The sequence below is a fragment of the Methylotenera versatilis 7 genome (genome assembly GCF_000799165.1).
GTDB classification, from domain to species: Bacteria; Pseudomonadota; Gammaproteobacteria; order Burkholderiales; family Methylophilaceae; genus Methylotenera_A; species Methylotenera_A versatilis_A.
On the sequence record NZ_JUGF01000002.1, the window covers coordinates 266,519 to 282,856 of the forward strand.

Here is a 16,338-nt window from a genome sequence, read left to right on the forward strand (position 1 = left end):
AATTCTAGATTTCCCATACTGCACGCTGCATGGCAATACCACGCGCGCCAGCCTGTAGAGCTAAAGGCAAATCGGGTTCCTGCATCCCGCCCAACGCATAAACGGGCACATTGCCATTTTGAATCCATTGTTCAAATAATTGCCAGCCCAAAGGCATTGCATTTTCATGGCTTTTTGTCTCACTAACTGGTGATAACACCACAAAATCCAATCCTAGTTTTTCTGCATGTGCCAGCTCTGTCACATTGTGACAAGAGGCAGCAACCATTAACTTGCTGGGCTTTTTCTGGCAACTCATCAGCTTCTCACTGCTTAAGTGCACGCCATCTACACCTAGTTTCTGCGCCAATTCGATATCTGCATTTAACAGCACTTTTGCAGAATATTGTTTAGCGAGATGTTGAACCTTAACCACAAAGCTGACCAAATGAGCCTGTTCAAGTTGCTTTTCACGCACCTGAATTAGGCTTAAACCTTGTTTTAATTGCAGTTCAAGCGCACTTAAAAAAGCCGCTTCTCCCATCTCCGCCACATTGGTAACGGCATAAATGGGCGGCAAAGCCAAGGCATGCATAATCGGTGCATTAGCTGGCAAAACGGGTGAAACTGGCGCATGAGAGGGCGACTGCCAGCTTAGTTGCTGACCTTCGCGCGGCATTAAGTCGCCTTGCCATTTGGTCACAAAATAAAAATGTAATTTCACGGTTTTGGCAACCGCATCATGCGTGGCTGGGTAATCAAAATGGCGCGTCAACCAAGCTTGTATTTCTGTTGGTTTTATTCCCAATTCCTCTTGCAACTCGCGGCTTAAGGCTTGCTCTGGCGACTCCCCTGCTTCAACTTTTCCACCTGGAAATTCCCACCAGCCAGCCCAGCCTTTGCCATTAGGGCGACTTGCCATTAAAAACTCACCGCTAGAAAAAAGTGAAGTATTTCGCTGCACGATCCCAACGGCAACATTAACGATCTTTACATCCTTGCTCACTTCAACTTACCCGCAAGACCCATTTTTCCTGAATAATCCCGCGCAAACTGGTAAGCGATACGTCCACTGCGTGCACCGCGCGTCAATGAAAAATCAAGTGCTGCTTTGCTCGCAGCTTCGTCAAAAGGTAATCCGAAAGTTTGCAGCCAATTTTGTGCTATCGACAAATATTCGTCCTGATCAAACGCATAAAAAGATAACCATAAGCCAAAGCGTTCAGATAATGCTGTTTTTTCTTCAATTGTGTCGCTAGGTCTAATTTCTCCATCGAGATGCCTGGTTGCCAAATTATCCACCATAAATTCAGGCATTAAATGCTTGCGATTGGATGTTGCATAAACCAGCACATTATCTGAATTATGTGCAATTGAACCATCCAGCACTACTTTTAAAGCTTTATAGCCTTCGTCACTGGCTTCAAATGTCAGATCATCACAAAAAATAATAAACTTTTCGGGTCGTTCACGAATCTGCTGAACGATATCTGCCAAGTGAATTAAATCCTGTTTTTCAATCTCTATTAAGCGTAAACCTTGTGCAGAAAATTCCGTTAACAAAGCCTTAATCAAAGAAGATTTACCCGTGCCGCGCGCGCCTGTTAACAGCACATTATTGGCCGAAAAACCAGCTAAGAACTGGCGTGTATTACGCACAATCTCTGCCTTTTGTGTATCCACAAAATGTATATTCGCCAGCTGAATTTGATGCGGATGCGCGACCGCTTGTAAGTATCCTTTATTATTCGCCACCACCCAGCGCCATGCCGTAGCTGACCAATCTACGGTTGGTTGTGCGCTAGGCAATAAGGACTCCAACTTATCAATTAAGCCTTCGGCACGAGTGATTAGATCATTTAGATTTTGCATAATGAGATTAACAATTCAGTGAGTGTTTGGGTAGCAAGGAACTTTCGCTAGATTCTTATGAGCGATAATCCGCATTAATCTTCACGTAGTCGTAGCTAAAATCGCAGGTCCAGATCGTGACATCCTCATTACCGCGATTTAATACCACGCGGACCAAAATATCAGACTCTGCCATAATCGCTGCACCTTGTTCTTCTTTGTATGAAACGGCTCTCCCGCCTTTTTCTGCGACTAATACATCGCCCAAATAGAGGTCTAGATTGTCGACGTCCAGATTCTCTACACCCGCATAACCAATGGCTGCCAGAATGCGTCCCAAGTTAGGATCGGATGCGAAAAATGCAGTTTTAATCAAAGGTGAATGTGCAATTGCATAGGCTACTTTGCGACATTCTGCTGTATCTTTACCGCCCTCAACCGTGATTGTCATAAATTTGGTGGCACCTTCACCATCACGCACAATGGCTTGTGCAAGCTCAATCGCCACATCAGTTAATGCATCACGCAAGATAATAAAATCTCTGCTGGCTTTTGTAATATCCGCTTCAGTAATTTCTGTGTTGCCTGCTAAATTGGTCGCCACCATAATCAGGCTATCATTAGTTGATGTATCGCCATCCACCGTGATGCAATTAAACGACTTATTTACCGCATATTGAATAATCGCTTCAAGCGCAACCTTGCTCACAACAGCATCCGTCGCAATATAACCCAACATGGTCGCCATGTTCGGGTGAATCATGCCGCTACCTTTGCTGATGCCGGTAATCGTAACGGTTTTACCACTCAGCTGAATTTGACGCGATGTGCCTTTGGCCACAATATCGGTTGTCATAATCGCTTCCGCAGCATTTAACCAGTTATCCTTCTGCAAATTTTCAATCGCAGCCGGCATACCTGCAATCACCTTTTCCACGGGCAAAGGCTCTAAAATCACGCCAGTGGAAAATGGTAATACTTGATTGGATTGAATATGTAATAACTCAGCCAATGCTGCACAAGTGAGCTTAGCGCGATTTAAACCATCTTCGCCCGTACCGGCATTAGCACAACCGGTATTCACCAGTAAAGCACGAATTTGTGATTGCCGGGCAAGGTAATCTTTACACAAAATCACCGGTGCCGCGCAAAAGCTATTTTGTGTAAACACACCCGCCACATGGCTACCTTCCGCCAAAGTCATCACTAACAGATCTTTACGATTAGGTTTGCGCACATGCGCCTGTGCAAAACCTAAATTCACACCATTAACAGGCAATAAAGATAAAGCATCCGGGGCGGTTAACTTAACTGGCATAGGTTTGTTCCAATGAAATTGATTGCCCCTATTTTAACGCAATTAAAGCGAAGAATTTAAGCAATGCTGCCCTAACAGGTATCGTTTTTTTGGCACGACCCGCAACCATGTGATGATTGACTGCACATAAAAGTTAACACCTAAAATGGGTTAACTTTTAGTTCTTTTCATCTTAAGCTCTGCGCCAAGTGGTTCCTTGTGGCGTGTCTTCTAAGATAATGCCTGCATCGGCAAGCTCTTTACGGATGCGGTCTGCTTCTGCAAAGTTTTTGGATTTTTTGGCTTCAATCCTACTCAAAATTCTTGCCTCAATTGAAAGCGCTGAAAATACAATACTTGCGTCATTAGAATCCGCTGCATCAACAAACTCCTCAGCAGATGCATCCAATACTTTCCCTTGCAAAAATTCGTTCGGATTACGTTCCAGCAAACCAAGAACTTTACCTAAGTTTTTAAGCAAACTAGCAGTTTCTAGCGATTTGCTTTTATTCACTTCATTCGCCAAATCAAACAACACCGCCATCGCTTCTGATGTATTGAAATCATCGTCCATCGCAACTTTAAAACGAGCCGCCTGTGGATGTGCCCAGTCAACGGCTGACTCAGCTACATCATAGCCACGCAAGGCGGTATATAAGCGAGTAAGCGCTAACTTTGCATCATCCAAATGCTGATCAGAATAATTCAGTGGACTGCGATAGTGCGCGCGCAGAATGAAAAAGCGCACCACTTCGGCATCGTATTTTTTCAGCACTTCGCGAATGGTGAAAAAATTGCCCAGCGATTTAGACATCTTCTCATCATCAACACGTACAAAGCCATTGTGCATCCAGTAACTTGCCATCTGGCAGCTATGTGTAGCTTCACTTTGTGCAATCTCATTTTCATGATGAGGAAACTGTAAGTCCTGCCCACCGCCATGAATATCAAAATGCGCACCTAAATGCTCCGCACTCATGACAGAGCATTCAATATGCCAGCCTGGACGCCCTTTCCCCCACGGAGAATCCCAGTTTGGTTCGTTTGGTTTAACCGATTTCCACAACACAAAATCCATCGGGTCTTTTTTAAACGTATCTACTTCTACACGTTCACCCGCGCGTAAGTCCTCTAAACTTTTACCTGATAATTTGCCGTAATCGTTAAAGCTACGGACGCTGTAAAATACGTCACCATTGGCAGCAGGGTAAGCATGGCCTTTTTCAATCAATGCCGCAATCATGTTAATCATGCCATCTATATGCGCAGTGGCGCGTGGCTCAATACTCGGGCGAATAATGCCTAATTTGGCAGAGTCTTCATCCATCGCAGTAATAAATCGCTGTGTTAAATCACCTATCGTTTCGCTGTTCTCATTTGCACGTTTGATGATTTTATCGTCAATATCGGTGATATTACGCACATAAGTCACCTCATAATCGGTGGCACGAAACCAGCGTGTCACCATATCAAAAACCACCATCACACGGGCATGACCCAAATGGCAAAAATCGTAAACTGTCATGCCGCATACATACATGCGCACTTTGTTTGGTTCTATTGGTGTAAATGTTTGCTTATCGCGACTGAGGGTGTTGTAGATTTTTAGCATGAATAAAAGTTAAGAATGAGCGTTTTGAAATTAAATCAATACAAATTTGCATTAAAAACCAACTTATCGCGCCTGTAGGGTAAATGGCTATTGGATGTTAGCTAGGCTATTGATAGAATGGCGCTTTTAATAATAAATTGAGTATATCACAATGAATAATCGCAGCCGCTCGCTATCTAAATTGCTCATTCAATTTTTACTTATGTTGAGCTTTGTAAGCACTTATGCGTTTGCGGATGAACTTAAAGATATCTCTCAATTGTCTGAACAAGGCAAACAAACCATAGCGCTTGAACGTGTGAATGCCTACTTAGCAGCAAACCCTAAAGACGCGCAGGCTTTGTTTATGAAAGGCATCATTTTAGTAGAAAGCGACAAACGCGATGACGCGATCAAAGCCTTTATCGACTTAACTGAAAAATATCCAAACCTGCCAGAGCCTTACAATAACCTAGCGGTTCTATATGCAGATGCCGGTCAATTTGATAAAGCCAAAAAAGCACTGGAAACTGCCATAAAAACGCATCCAAGTTATGCCACAGCACATGAGAACTTAGGCGATATTTATGCGCGCATGGCATCTGAAGCATACGACAAAGCCTTGCAACTGGATAACGGAAATTCACGCGCACAAAGCAAACTATCGATGATTAAAGACTTGTTTGGCACAGGTAACAAAGTTGCGGCAAAACCTGCTGAAACCGCCAAACCAACTAAATCCGGCACGCTGCCAATCCGCCCTGCAGACAAAAAAGTGGAGCCTGCTAAAACAGTTGAAATAGATAAATCTGTCGAAATAGCAATCCCTGCCGACGAAAAAAATGTTTTAGAATCCGTAAACAATTGGGCAAAAGCGTGGTCTAGCCAAGACGTAGATAAATATTTGGCCAGTTATGCGGATAGTTTTAAAACGCCAAAAGGTGAAGCGCGCAAAGCTTGGGAGAAAACGCGCCGTGATCGCATTAGCGCACCGAGTAGCATTAATGTTGAGTTAGCTAATCAAAAAGTAACGATTGTTGATAACAATAATGCAAAAGCAAGCTTTAAACAGACCTATAAAGCCAACGGCAAACCGATTCGTACCGACAAGACTTTGCTGCTTACAAAAGCAAATGGCATCTGGTTAATTGAACAAGAAATAGCATCTAATTAAGTTGTGGAATATAAACTTAAGCCACGGCAGCATTAATATTGAAATGGTCATTAATTTAAAATTGAAACTTTTAAGAACACTCACTATTTTATGTTGTGCAATACTGCCGTGGAACGCGACAGCTGTTAACCAAGGTGGCATCGCTGATATGCTGCTCACGCAGAAATTCGGTCAAACCTTAGTTGAAAGCTTGTTAGTTAAAAGCCTTTTAGAAATTACGCAAGGCAATACAAAGCAGGCTTTTGCAACCGTTAATGAGCTGATTCGTACTGCGCCTAATTTTAAATTGGCTTACTTAATACGCGGCGATTTACTCAGTGCACAAGGGCGTGGGCTTGAAACCTTAGGCAATGCAAACTTAGCTCTGGCTTCCAAAACCAATAGCGATCAAATTGAGGGCTTACGACAAGAAGCGCGTACTCGAATCGACTATTATTTGTCGGATAAGAAAAACCATCTATTACCTAATTTACTGGTTAAATTAAGCCCCGAACAAACGCATGTCATTGTAGTGGACACGGTAAAATCACGTTTATATGTATACAAAAATGCAGATAACAAGCTGCAATATGTAGCCGACTACTACGTCACCATTGGTAAAAATGGTGCTGGCAAGCAAGTACAAGGCGACAAACGTACACCGCTGGGGGTTTATTTTGCAGGCAAAAAATTAACTCAGCCCTTAGCCGATATGTATGGAGATGGTGCGTATCCACTTAACTATCCCAATGAGCTGGATCAGCACCAAAGTAAAAATGGCTATGGCATCTGGTTGCATGGCACGCCAACTGACACCTACAGCCGTCCACCACGCGCAAGCGATGGTTGCGTGGTGTTGAGTAATCCTGACTTAAAAGCGCTTGCGCCTATTTTACAAACTGGCAAAGTACCCGTTATTATTTCTGACAACATCGAATGGCTAAACCAGGAAAAAACTGGTTTTCAAACTGCAGAACAAAAAGCACTGGCTGAAACCATTGAAAACTGGCGTAAAGACTGGATCTCGCAGGATGCAGATAAATACTTAAGCTATTATTCTGAGCAGTTTTTTTACAATGGCGGCAACTATCAAAAATGGGCCGATTACAAACGTGTTGTACAATCAGCCAAACCGAAAGTATCGATTCATATTGATAATGTGAGTATGTTTAGCTATCCAAGCATGAAAGAAAATATTGTAGTGGTTAACTTTGAACAGGATTTCAAAAGCGCTTCCCTGCAAAACAAAATGCTTAAACGTCAATATTGGATCAATCAAAACAATCAATGGAAAATTATTTATGAAGGTGCAGTTTAACGTAATGAAATCAAAATCAATCATCAATTTTTTTAGCGCAATGTGCATGTTTGCAGCGCTATCTGGCAATTTACAAGCAGCGACAACACTAGTTGAATTTCAAACCAGCCAAGGCAATTTTACGGTAGAACTGTACCCAGAAAAAGCACCTAAAACAGTGGCGAATTTTGTGCAATATGTGAAAGATGGTTTTTATGACAACACAATTTTTCATCGCGTGATTAATCGCTTCATGATTCAAGGCGGTGGTTTTGAACGTGATTTAACAGAAAAAAATACGCGTGCGCCGATTGTGAATGAGTCAAACAACGGCCTTTTAAACCAACTCGGCACACTCGCAATGGCGCGCACTGCCGACCCTGACTCTGCTACCGCACAATTTTTTGTTAATTTGGGTGATAACCAATTTTTAAATTACACTGGCCCAGATGCGGAATCTATTGGCTACTGCGTATTTGGCAAAGTCACCAGCGGCTTGGACGTTGTACAAAAAATAGGTTTAAGTGCAACTGGCAATATGGGCAGACACTCGGATGTGCCGATTAAACCCATCACGATTAAAAGTGCAAAACTGGTTTCGGGCGAAGCTAAAACAGATGTAAAGCCTGAAACGAAACCAGAAGCAAAATAGGCTGGCCTATTTAATACACTGACCTGCCTCAATCTATTCAATATTATTTATTTTTAAAGGATCTACCCGTGGTTAAACTTTCTACCAATTTTGGCGATATTACACTTGAACTTAATGCTGAAAAAGCGCCGATTACAGTTGCAAACTTTTTACAATATGTAGAAAGTGGTTTTTACAATGATGTTATTTTTCATCGTGTGATTGATGGCTTTATGATTCAGGGTGGTGGTTTCGATACTACAATGAAACAAAAAAAGACTGTCGCTGAAATTAAAAATGAGGCGAATAACGGCTTAAGTAATGATAAATACACCATTGCGATGGCGCGTACTTCCATTCCAGATTCTGCCAGCAGTCAGTTTTTTATTAACGTTGGCAATAATGACTTTTTAAATCATACCGCGCCAACCTCAAGCGGCTGGGGCTACTGTGTATTTGGCAAAGTGATTGAAGGCATGGATGTGGTTGATAAAATCAAAGCGGTTAAAACAGGTAGTAAAGCTGGCCACCAAGACGTGCCTGTTGAGCCAGTTATTATCGAAAAAGCGACAGTCTGTTAATTGAATGAATCAACGGGCGCACAGTCTATTTATTTCTGATTTGCACCTGTGTGATTCGCGGCCAAATATCACCCAAGCTTTTATTGCTTTTTTACAGAAAACGGCAATAAAAGCCCAAGCACTTTATATATTGGGGGATTTATTTGAGTATTGGCCAGGAGATGATGCGATTGATATTGGCCTGCATCAATCCACCATACAGGCGCTGAGGAATCTTAGTCAGCAAGGCGTCAGCACTTTTCTCATCCACGGCAATCGTGATTTCTTATTGGGCGATAGTTTTGCAAAAGCCGCTAATATCACCCTATTGCCAGATCCAAGCTTGCTGCATCTTTACGGAAAACCAGTTTTGTTAAGCCATGGCGATGCGCTTTGTACGGATGATATCGCCTACCAGCAATTTCGACACGAAGTACGGTCACCTGCTTGGCAAAACCAGTTTTTGAGCCAAGCACTTAATAATCGTATTGCTTACATTGAACAATTACGCATCAAAAGCACACAGGAAAAATCGCATAAAAGCATGCTGATTATGGATGTAAATACCGATGCTGTCGCAACACTGCTACGCGAAAATGCTTACCCGCCTTTATTTATTCATGGACACACGCACAGGCCGTATCAACATTTTATTGAGTTGGATGGCCATCAATGTGAGCGCTGGGTATTAGGTGATTGGTATGAGCAAGGCAGTTATTTGAGGTTAGATGCAGATGGCTGCCAATCGCAGCAATTATAGTAAATTTAATTTGACTGATAGCGTTTAAATTACATAGCCTGGAATATTCGCCTCAACCACCTCATCAATCTGTTCTGCCTCTAAAAACTTTTCGGCATAGCGTAAGTAGATTTTCTCGCGAATAAATAAATCAAAAATATCCGGGTCAATGTGATTATCTAATTTCATTTTGCCTAGAATGTTTAATGTTTCCGAAAGTGATTTGGCACGTTTGTAAGGCCTGTCTTTCGCAGTAAGCGCTTCAAAGATATCGGCAATGCCCATGATGCGTGCCGGTATTGACATCTGATCGCGCGTTAATCCTTTCGGGTAGCCCTTGCCATCCATTCGCTCATGATGCCCACCCGCATACTCCGGCACACGCTTTAAATCTTTGGGGTAAGGCAAAGCTTCCAGCATATTAATGGTCATCACAATATGATTATTAATAATTTTGCGCTCTTCAGGTGTTAACGTGCCACGCACAACCGTCAGGTTATACACTTCATTTTCACTTAAAAATTTAAGCGAATGCCCTGAATCACTTAAATATTCATAATTGGCAATATCGCGTACGCGCTGCTGATCTTCCGGCTTCATGAACTCACTGCCAAAATTGATTTTACGAATAAAGTCCTTATCATCATCCAGCTGTTTTTTGATGCTATTAACGCTGTGCTCCATATATTTAGCATTTACCGTTTTACCGCTTCGCACCTCGTCCATTACTTTACGCAGATGGGCTATCTCGCGTTGTGCTTTTAACAATTCAAAGCGCTGATCAATCAAATGAATACGGTCAAAAATCGTTTCTAATTTGGTCGCTTTATCCATCACCGATTCTGGTGTGGTGACTTTTCCGCAATCATGCAGCCATGCAGCGATATTGAGCTCATAAATTTCTTTCTCAGTCATCGTAAAATCGCGCAACGGCCCACGATCTGTTTTAACGGCAGCCTCTGCCAGCATAATGGTCAGCTCAGGTACCCGCTGGCAATGCCCGCCTGTATAAGGGGATTTTTCATCAATGGCATCTGCAATCAATTTAATAAAAGACTCAAATAAATTTTTAAGTCCTGCAATTAGATTTTGGTTGGTTAATGCAACGGCAGCTTGAGAAGCAAGCGATTCGACTAAACGTTGGTGTGAGCCTGAAAATGCAATAATTTGATTGGTGACTGGATCAGTCGCATTGATTAATTGCAGCACACCAATAATTTCATTTTCATGATTTTTCATTGGCACGGTTAAAAATGACTGTGAGCGATAACCCATTTTTGCATCAAACCTAGCCGTGCCTGAAAAATCAAAGCCCTCAGTCAAATAGGCGTCTGGGATATTCACGGTTTTAGCATTGGCAACGCTATATACCGCAACCATATTTAAATTGGGTTTACCGTCTTCGCTATAAATTGGCAGCGGTGGAAAAGCAATATCTTGGCCTGTGGTGCCGCCCATCGCTATGTCTAAACTTTTATTACGAAGAATCTCGAACTTCAATTTGGCATCATCGGTTACGGTATACAAAGTACCGCCATCCGCATTGGTCAGCTCTTGCGCGCCCAACAAAATAATCTCTAGCAATCGCTGGTTATCATGCTCTGCAGAAAGCGCAACGCCAATAGAATTAAGCCGCTCAAGCTGATTAAGTACGTCCTGCTGATCAAGAGGGTCTGGTGATTGCATTATTGTTTGATTGATTAGTAAAATTAAATCATCAGTTATTAATATAAAGAAATATGCGCTAACCCAATAAAAACTACTCTAGAAAAAACTCCATTTTCGTTCCCGCAAGCTCAACTACGTCGCGATCATTTAAAGCATGCGCTTGCACACCTATTGCCTGTCCATTCACAATCGGCATGCTATTACCACCTACATGCGTAATAAAATAACCATTGGGCCGCCTGTTTATAACCGCTACTTGCGAGCCAGGCTTGCCCAATGTGGTCATGCTTTTATTTAATACCAATTCGCGACCTACACTGGCGCCATTTAACACTTGTAGACGGCCTATATTTTCAATATTTGTAACAGCTGGTGAATCAAGTTTTATCGCCGGCTGATCAGCAACGTCATTAGGCTCTACTTGAGTTGAGTCGACTTTTTCAGTCAAGCTCTTTTCAACCAAGTCTTTTTCTATTAAACCACTCACCAATTCTTTGTCATTTAATGTTTCTTCAACCTCTTGTTTCTTAATAGCAACTTCATTCGCAGGCTTCGCTTGTTTAACTGGCATCATCATGGTTTGTTCAAACCCATCATGATGCTTGATACCAATTTGACTTGGGTTAATATACTTAAGCTGATACTTTCCAAATTCAATCACATCGCCATGCTGTAACACGTGCTTTTTAATAGTTTCACCATTCACCATCGTGCCATTGGTGCTATTTAAATCCTCTAAAAAAGAGTCGTTACCAATGGTTACAATAACCGCATGCTCGCCACTCACGGTCAGATTATCAATGTGAATTTGATTGCTGGGGCGGCGGCCGATCGTCATGCGCTCTTTATCCAGTGCAAACTCGCCCAGCGAATTACCTTCTAACAAAAAATGTAACTTTGCCATAATGACCCTTAATTTTAACTAACTAGCTTTTGCTTTAATTAATGTAATAAATTCCATCAAACTCACTTGGTTTTTTTGTTTTTCACTCGTCCCAATAGACTTTTTACCCAACCACCTTCAGCAGGAAAAGATTTTTCTATCAGTGCGATGATGACCGAGATATTATCTTTCCCACCCAAGTCATTAGCAGCTTGCACTAACTTGTTAGCGGCAAGCTCAATATTACCATTTGCTTCCAGCAATATTCTTTTTATCAATTCGTCTTCAACCATATCGTTTAAACCATCCGAACAGAGTAAAAACAAATCGCCCACTTCCACGTCAAACACCTGTACTTCCAGCTCAACTTCCGGGTCTATGCCCAACGCGCGCGTCACCAGGTTTTTGTGGCTCGCCGTTTTCGCTTGCTCAACTGTGATTAATCCGGCATTAAGCTGTTCTTGTAGCAATGAATGGTCTTCAGTGACTTGAATTAACGTTTCATCACGTAAGCAATACAATCGAGAATCACCAATGTGGCCTACCACCAGCTTATTATCGGTAAAAACTCCCACCACCAATGTGGTGCCCATACCCGCACACTGTGGCTGCTCTTGAGATATCTGATAAATAGTTGCATTGGCTTTATCAATCGCACTTATCAGCATTTGTGATTCTGGCAACAAGCCAGGCATAAATCTGATTGAGGCTTTATGCAACATGGCTTCTGTCAATTCTGCGGTGAGCGTTAACACAGCGATTTCACTAGCCACTTCACCCGCTTTATAGCCGCCCATACCATCTGCCAATACTAATAAACCGATAGATAAATCACTGGCAACCGCATCTTCGTTGTGATCGCGATGTAACCCAACATCGGTCAGTCGTGTTACTTTAATGGCATGCTCTACATTCATACCTTGCAACCTTGACCACACACTTTTTTACGCATTGACATCTCACCACTACTTTGATAGCACCATTGCCTCAATCGCAGCTACTCGACTGATTTCAGGGTCGTGTCCCAAATACACCACACCCATCGCACCTTTTCCCAACTCTTTTTCAATCTGATAACGCCCCAACTTAAGCTTTTCGATATTTTGATTATCCAGTACTAATGCACATTCATTAATACATCCAGTGTATCCACCAAAAATCACGGTTTCAGACATTCGCTTAGAATATGTAATACGTTGTGCTAAATCTTTATATTTTAGGTCAAAATTAGACATGTAATCAAATAACACTTCGGCTTTGTTAAATCGACGTTTACGCTCAAAATCCAATCCGAAACTAGGTACAAACCAACCACTACACTGTAGTCGTCTGTTGGACACTTTCTAAATTAAAAGTGACATTATTAGCGGGCCTGATCTAGCCGCCACTTGCGTATCTGTATTTAAACCGGATGATGCTTTTAGAATAATGGGGCTTAACTGAGCCAACTCTGGCACGAGATTAAGAGTATTGGGCTGTGCCACAATGTCGGCAATTTGATTGATACGGGATAAGCTAGGGTGAGTTTGTGACTCTGGGACAAATAGCGTATTACCAATAACTTTAGGTTTAGCTGCAGATAACTTAATCTGCATTTGCGCTTGCATATCGCTTAACAGCAAAAAGGCTAGCGATACTATACTGGCTAAGAACCAGTTCGATTTCCAATACTTTTTCAGCAAACCTTTAACTCCTCACCACAAGTTAAAAGGTGTTACTAATAAGCTAATAACACCTTTTGTGCAAATACTCTTAAATACTACAAACCGGAGCAGTTAGTTTAAATCGAACTTAGCTAAGCAGAGCAGTGAACAATCGGCGTAAATCAGAAAAATTACCGTCTAAATTCTTGCGGCCTCACTGCTGCGGCCACTTTATCCAAGACGCCATTAATATACTTATGCCCATCTATGCCGCCATAAATCTTGGCCAGCTCTACGCCTTCGTTAATCGCCACTCGATAAGGAATCGTGGAGTCAAACATCAGTTCGAACGATGAAATGCGTAAAATGGCGTGCTCTACAGGGCTTAATTCTTCAATTTTTCTATCGATAAATGCTGCTATTTGGTTATCTAATTCGTCTAATTTACTCGTTACGCCTTCTAGCAACTGTCTGAAATACCCCTCATCTGCTTTTGCATAATCAGGATCTTCTTTGGCATCGGCAATAATTTGTTTTAATTCAGAAGCATTAATCATGCCACGGTAGACAGCCTTTAAAACCAGTTCACGAGATTTACGACGATTCTGACTGGTTCTTGGTTTTTTTGTGGCTTTAGCTGGCGCGTCATTTTTAGCGTCTTTAATTGCATCGGCGTTTGGGATAATCATAACGCACGGACCAAATTAGCCATTTCAATTGCCACTTGTGCGGCCTCTGCACCTTTAACCTGCATGCGTGCGATGGCTTGATCATCATCTTCAGTGGTTAAAACTGCGTTCGCAACAGGGATACCCGTGTTTAACTGAACCTCTGAAATACCGCGTGCAGACTCGTTTGAGACGACTTCAAAATGATAGGTTTCACCACGAATGATTGCGCCAAGGGCAATCAGCGCATCGAAACGTTCGCTTAAAGCCATGTGTTGCAATATCAACGGTGTTTCTAATGCGCCAGGCACAGTGGCGATGCGGATATCCGCTGCAAGTACACCTAATTTTAAAAGTTCTGCGTGACAAGCAGCCAATAAGCCATCGCCAATATCGCTGTTAAAACGCGATAGTACAACGCCGATTTTTTTACCTCTGCCATCTAAGTTAATGCTAATTTTGTCCACTTGAGTCTCGATTCATGCCTAAAACGTCTATTTTACCTTATCTTGGGTGACACAAATCGTCACCTTTAGCAGTATTTGATTTTCAAATACTGCTTATGAAAATAATACCCAGGCTTTTTGTACAGTACTCCAGATACCGTAGCTAATCGGAATCAATACCGCAGCCCATGCAAGCTTGACCAATAACGGATGCTGCTTGTCACCAGAAGTAACTTTTACTGCACTTACTCCATTCTTTGCACCATTTTTTGGAGATTTTTCATGGCTTAATATACGCTCAGCTTCTAATTCTGCATCTGTCATAAAATATTGATCCGAAACAGGTTTGATCAAAAAATTGGCAATAAAACCGACCACTAACAAACCGGCCAACACCATAAATATCGGTGCGTAGATTTGATCAAATGGAACACCAGACTCTAAACGCGTATCGTGCATATAGTTAACGACGACAGGTCCTAGAATTCCTGCTGTAGACCAAGCGGTAAGTAACCGCCCATGAATTGCGCCTACAAACTGCGTACCAAATAAATCGGCCAAATAAGCAGGAACTGTAGAAAAACTGCCACCGTACATTGATGCAATCACACAAAAACTGGCTACGAATAGTGCCAACGATTTAAAACCTGCAACATAGGTAGCCGTACAATATAAAGTTGCACCCAAAATAAAGAAAATAAAATAAGTGCGTTTGCGGCCTAGCTTATCAGATGCGCTTGCCCAGCCAATGCGACCAAAAATATTAAACAGTGAAATTAGCCCGACAAAACCAGCTCCTACTGCTGCCGCAGCGGCGGTCATTGCCTCATCTTTTTTAATTTCAGCAAATCCTAAACTTTGATTTGCAGCGTCTACTTGTCCAATCAACGCGCCACCAAATGTTTCTTGCAGCATGGGTGCCGCAGCACCGATAATGCCGATACCCGCAGAAACATTCATACATAACACCAACCATAACAACCAGAATTGCGGCGTTTTATGTGCTTTGTTTAAATGCACATGACGCGTCGCGATCATACTGTTGTTTTGTGTTACTGGTGGTGTCCAGTTCGCTGGTTTCCAGCCTGTAGGAGGCACGCGATATCCCAAGCTGCCACACAGCATAAATACGGCATAAATAGCAGCCAACACAACAAAGGTTTGCCACACCCCCACGCTATTTGGTGTTGCAAAATACGTCATCAATTTCGTCGCGAGTGGTGAACCTATCATGGCGCCACCACCAAACCCCATAATTGCCATGCCCGTGGCCATGCCACGTCTATCAGGGAACCATTTAATCAACGTGGAAACAGGTGAGATATAGCCTAAGCCAAGCCCAATGCCGCCAATTACGCCACTGCCCAGCCACATTAACCAAAGTTGATGTGTATATACGCCGTAAGCTGAAATAAGCAACCCGCCACACCAGCATAATGTTGAGACCAAACCGGCCTTGCGAGGGCCTGCGCGCTCTAACCAGCCACCCCATAGTGCCGCTGAACAACCCAGCAAAACAAAAAACAAAGTGTACATCCACCCCAAGTCAAACTGCGTCCAATTACAATCGGTCGCGAATAACGCTTTTGCTGTACCAGCCAATTTCTCACTAAAGTGCGTCGCACCCACTGCACAAACCTCAAGTGGTTTCCCATCTACGTCTTTTAAAGCATTGCCAAGTGGTTTCCAAAACACGCTGAATCCATATGCCATGCCAATGGACAAATGCACAGCCAGTGCGGCTGGCGGCACTAGCCAGCGATTAAAACTAGCATTTGCGGTAATGTGTTCTTTTGATAAAAAATCGGCCATGCTAACCCCTAAATTAGATGCGATATTCGATGTGGTATTTCGAGCTGATATATTAAGTATCGTTAATTAACTTAAACCAACATGTTACATAATGTTACAAATTATAAAAAATGGCAATTA

The 16,338-nt window shown here is 42.5% G+C and carries 17 protein-coding genes; 5 read left to right on the forward strand and 12 right to left on the reverse strand.

What is annotated here, in order from left to right:
- Positions 1-4 precede the first annotated feature (4 nt).
- The 4 genes from K370_RS05280 to cysS all read right to left on the reverse strand — a co-directional run bounded on the left by K370_RS05280 (position 5) and on the right by cysS (position 4,739).
- Complete coding sequence (locus tag K370_RS05280) at positions 5-985, reverse strand: Nudix family hydrolase (RefSeq protein WP_047539575.1); 981 nt, start codon at positions 983-985, stop codon at positions 5-7.
- Positions 982-1,851, reverse strand: coding sequence for an ATP-binding protein (locus K370_RS05285; protein ID WP_047539577.1), 870 nt, complete (start codon positions 1,849-1,851; stop codon positions 982-984). The genes K370_RS05280 and K370_RS05285 overlap by 4 nt, the downstream gene beginning before the upstream one ends.
- A 55-nt stretch (positions 1,852-1,906) precedes the next feature.
- Positions 1,907-3,148 (reverse strand): bifunctional glutamate N-acetyltransferase/amino-acid acetyltransferase ArgJ, encoded by a 1,242-nt coding sequence (gene argJ, locus K370_RS05290; RefSeq protein ID WP_047539580.1) that lies wholly within the window; start codon positions 3,146-3,148, stop codon positions 1,907-1,909.
- A 172-nt stretch (positions 3,149-3,320) separates the two neighbouring features.
- Positions 3,321-4,739: a cysteine--tRNA ligase gene (gene cysS / locus K370_RS05295; protein WP_047539583.1), complete on the reverse strand. Its 1,419-nt coding sequence runs from the start codon at positions 4,737-4,739 to the stop codon at positions 3,321-3,323.
- Between the two features lie 151 nt (positions 4,740-4,890).
- Here cysS and K370_RS05300 point away from each other — a divergent pair, with 151 nt between their 5' ends.
- The 5 genes from K370_RS05300 (at position 4,891) to K370_RS05320 (ending at position 9,119) form a co-directional block, all read left to right on the forward strand.
- Positions 4,891-5,892, forward strand: a complete 1,002-nt coding sequence (locus K370_RS05300) for a tetratricopeptide repeat protein (RefSeq protein ID WP_047539586.1) — start codon at positions 4,891-4,893, stop codon at positions 5,890-5,892.
- A gap of 43 nt (positions 5,893-5,935) precedes the next feature.
- Positions 5,936-7,189 carry a L,D-transpeptidase family protein gene (locus tag K370_RS05305; protein ID WP_047541679.1) on the forward strand — a complete coding sequence of 418 codons (1,254 nt, stop codon included), beginning with the start codon at positions 5,936-5,938 and terminating at the stop codon, positions 7,187-7,189.
- A 46-nt stretch (positions 7,190-7,235) separates the two neighbouring features.
- Entirely contained in the window at positions 7,236-7,820 is a 585-nt protein-coding gene (locus tag K370_RS05310) for a peptidylprolyl isomerase (RefSeq protein WP_047541681.1), read from the forward strand.
- A gap of 68 nt (positions 7,821-7,888) precedes the next feature.
- Positions 7,889-8,380: a peptidylprolyl isomerase gene (locus K370_RS05315; protein WP_047539588.1), complete on the forward strand. Its 492-nt coding sequence runs from the start codon at positions 7,889-7,891 to the stop codon at positions 8,378-8,380.
- Positions 8,381-8,384: 4 nt separating this feature from the next.
- Positions 8,385-9,119 carry a UDP-2,3-diacylglucosamine diphosphatase gene (locus K370_RS05320; RefSeq protein WP_047539589.1) on the forward strand — a complete coding sequence of 245 codons (735 nt, stop codon included), beginning with the start codon at positions 8,385-8,387 and terminating at the stop codon, positions 9,117-9,119.
- Between the two features lie 24 nt (positions 9,120-9,143).
- Here K370_RS05320 and K370_RS05325 read toward each other — a convergent pair whose 3' ends face one another.
- The 8 genes from K370_RS05325 to K370_RS05360 all read right to left on the reverse strand — a co-directional run bounded on the left by K370_RS05325 (position 9,144) and on the right by K370_RS05360 (position 16,218).
- Positions 9,144-10,784: an HD domain-containing phosphohydrolase gene (locus K370_RS05325; protein ID WP_047539592.1), complete on the reverse strand. Its 1,641-nt coding sequence runs from the start codon at positions 10,782-10,784 to the stop codon at positions 9,144-9,146.
- A gap of 73 nt (positions 10,785-10,857) precedes the next feature.
- On the reverse strand, positions 10,858-11,670 hold the full coding sequence (locus K370_RS05330) for an FHA domain-containing protein (protein WP_047539595.1): 813 nt from the start codon (positions 11,668-11,670) through the stop codon (positions 10,858-10,860).
- Positions 11,671-11,732: 62 nt separating this feature from the next.
- Positions 11,733-12,566, reverse strand: coding sequence for a Stp1/IreP family PP2C-type Ser/Thr phosphatase (locus K370_RS05335; protein ID WP_047539597.1), 834 nt, complete (start codon positions 12,564-12,566; stop codon positions 11,733-11,735).
- A gap of 48 nt (positions 12,567-12,614) precedes the next feature.
- Complete coding sequence (locus K370_RS05340) at positions 12,615-12,989, reverse strand: hypothetical protein (RefSeq protein ID WP_152603141.1); 375 nt, start codon at positions 12,987-12,989, stop codon at positions 12,615-12,617.
- A gap of 3 nt (positions 12,990-12,992) precedes the next feature.
- Positions 12,993-13,331: a hypothetical protein gene (locus K370_RS05345; RefSeq protein ID WP_047539600.1), complete on the reverse strand. Its 339-nt coding sequence runs from the start codon at positions 13,329-13,331 to the stop codon at positions 12,993-12,995.
- Between the two features lie 152 nt (positions 13,332-13,483).
- Positions 13,484-13,981 (reverse strand): transcription antitermination factor NusB, encoded by a 498-nt coding sequence (gene nusB, locus K370_RS05350; protein WP_047539602.1) that lies wholly within the window; start codon positions 13,979-13,981, stop codon positions 13,484-13,486.
- Positions 13,978-14,427: a 6,7-dimethyl-8-ribityllumazine synthase gene (gene ribH / locus K370_RS05355; RefSeq protein WP_047539603.1), complete on the reverse strand. Its 450-nt coding sequence runs from the start codon at positions 14,425-14,427 to the stop codon at positions 13,978-13,980. The genes nusB and ribH overlap by 4 nt, the downstream gene beginning before the upstream one ends.
- Before the next feature lie 93 nt (positions 14,428-14,520).
- A complete protein-coding gene (locus K370_RS05360; RefSeq protein ID WP_047539605.1) occupies positions 14,521-16,218 on the reverse strand; it encodes an OFA family MFS transporter in 1,698 nt (565 codons plus the stop codon).
- Positions 16,219-16,338: the final 120 nt, after the last annotated feature.

What these genes read in the sequence shown, in the direction of transcription:
- cysS (WP_047539583.1), bottom strand. Translation starts at nt 4,739, where the DNA reads ATGCTAAAAATCTACAACACCCTCAGTCGCGATAAGCAAACATTTACA.
- K370_RS05335 (WP_047539597.1), bottom strand. Translation starts at nt 12,566, where the DNA reads ATGAATGTAGAGCATGCCATTAAAGTAACACGACTGACCGATGTTGGG.
- K370_RS05360 (WP_047539605.1), bottom strand. Translation starts at nt 16,218, where the DNA reads ATGGCCGATTTTTTATCAAAAGAACACATTACCGCAAATGCTAGTTTT.
- K370_RS05310 (WP_047541681.1), top strand. Translation starts at nt 7,236, where the DNA reads ATGTTTGCAGCGCTATCTGGCAATTTACAAGCAGCGACAACACTAGTT.
- K370_RS05300 (WP_047539586.1), top strand. Translation starts at nt 4,891, where the DNA reads ATGAATAATCGCAGCCGCTCGCTATCTAAATTGCTCATTCAATTTTTA.
- K370_RS05330 (WP_047539595.1), bottom strand. Translation starts at nt 11,670, where the DNA reads ATGGCAAAGTTACATTTTTTGTTAGAAGGTAATTCGCTGGGCGAGTTT.
- nusB (WP_047539602.1), bottom strand. Translation starts at nt 13,981, where the DNA reads ATGATTATCCCAAACGCCGATGCAATTAAAGACGCTAAAAATGACGCG.
- argJ (WP_047539580.1), bottom strand. Translation starts at nt 3,148, where the DNA reads ATGCCAGTTAAGTTAACCGCCCCGGATGCTTTATCTTTATTGCCTGTT.
- K370_RS05325 (WP_047539592.1), bottom strand. Translation starts at nt 10,784, where the DNA reads ATGCAATCACCAGACCCTCTTGATCAGCAGGACGTACTTAATCAGCTT.
- K370_RS05285 (WP_047539577.1), bottom strand. Translation starts at nt 1,851, where the DNA reads ATGCAAAATCTAAATGATCTAATCACTCGTGCCGAAGGCTTAATTGAT.
- K370_RS05320 (WP_047539589.1), top strand. Translation starts at nt 8,385, where the DNA reads ATGAATCAACGGGCGCACAGTCTATTTATTTCTGATTTGCACCTGTGT.
- K370_RS05305 (WP_047541679.1), top strand. Translation starts at nt 5,936, where the DNA reads ATGGTCATTAATTTAAAATTGAAACTTTTAAGAACACTCACTATTTTA.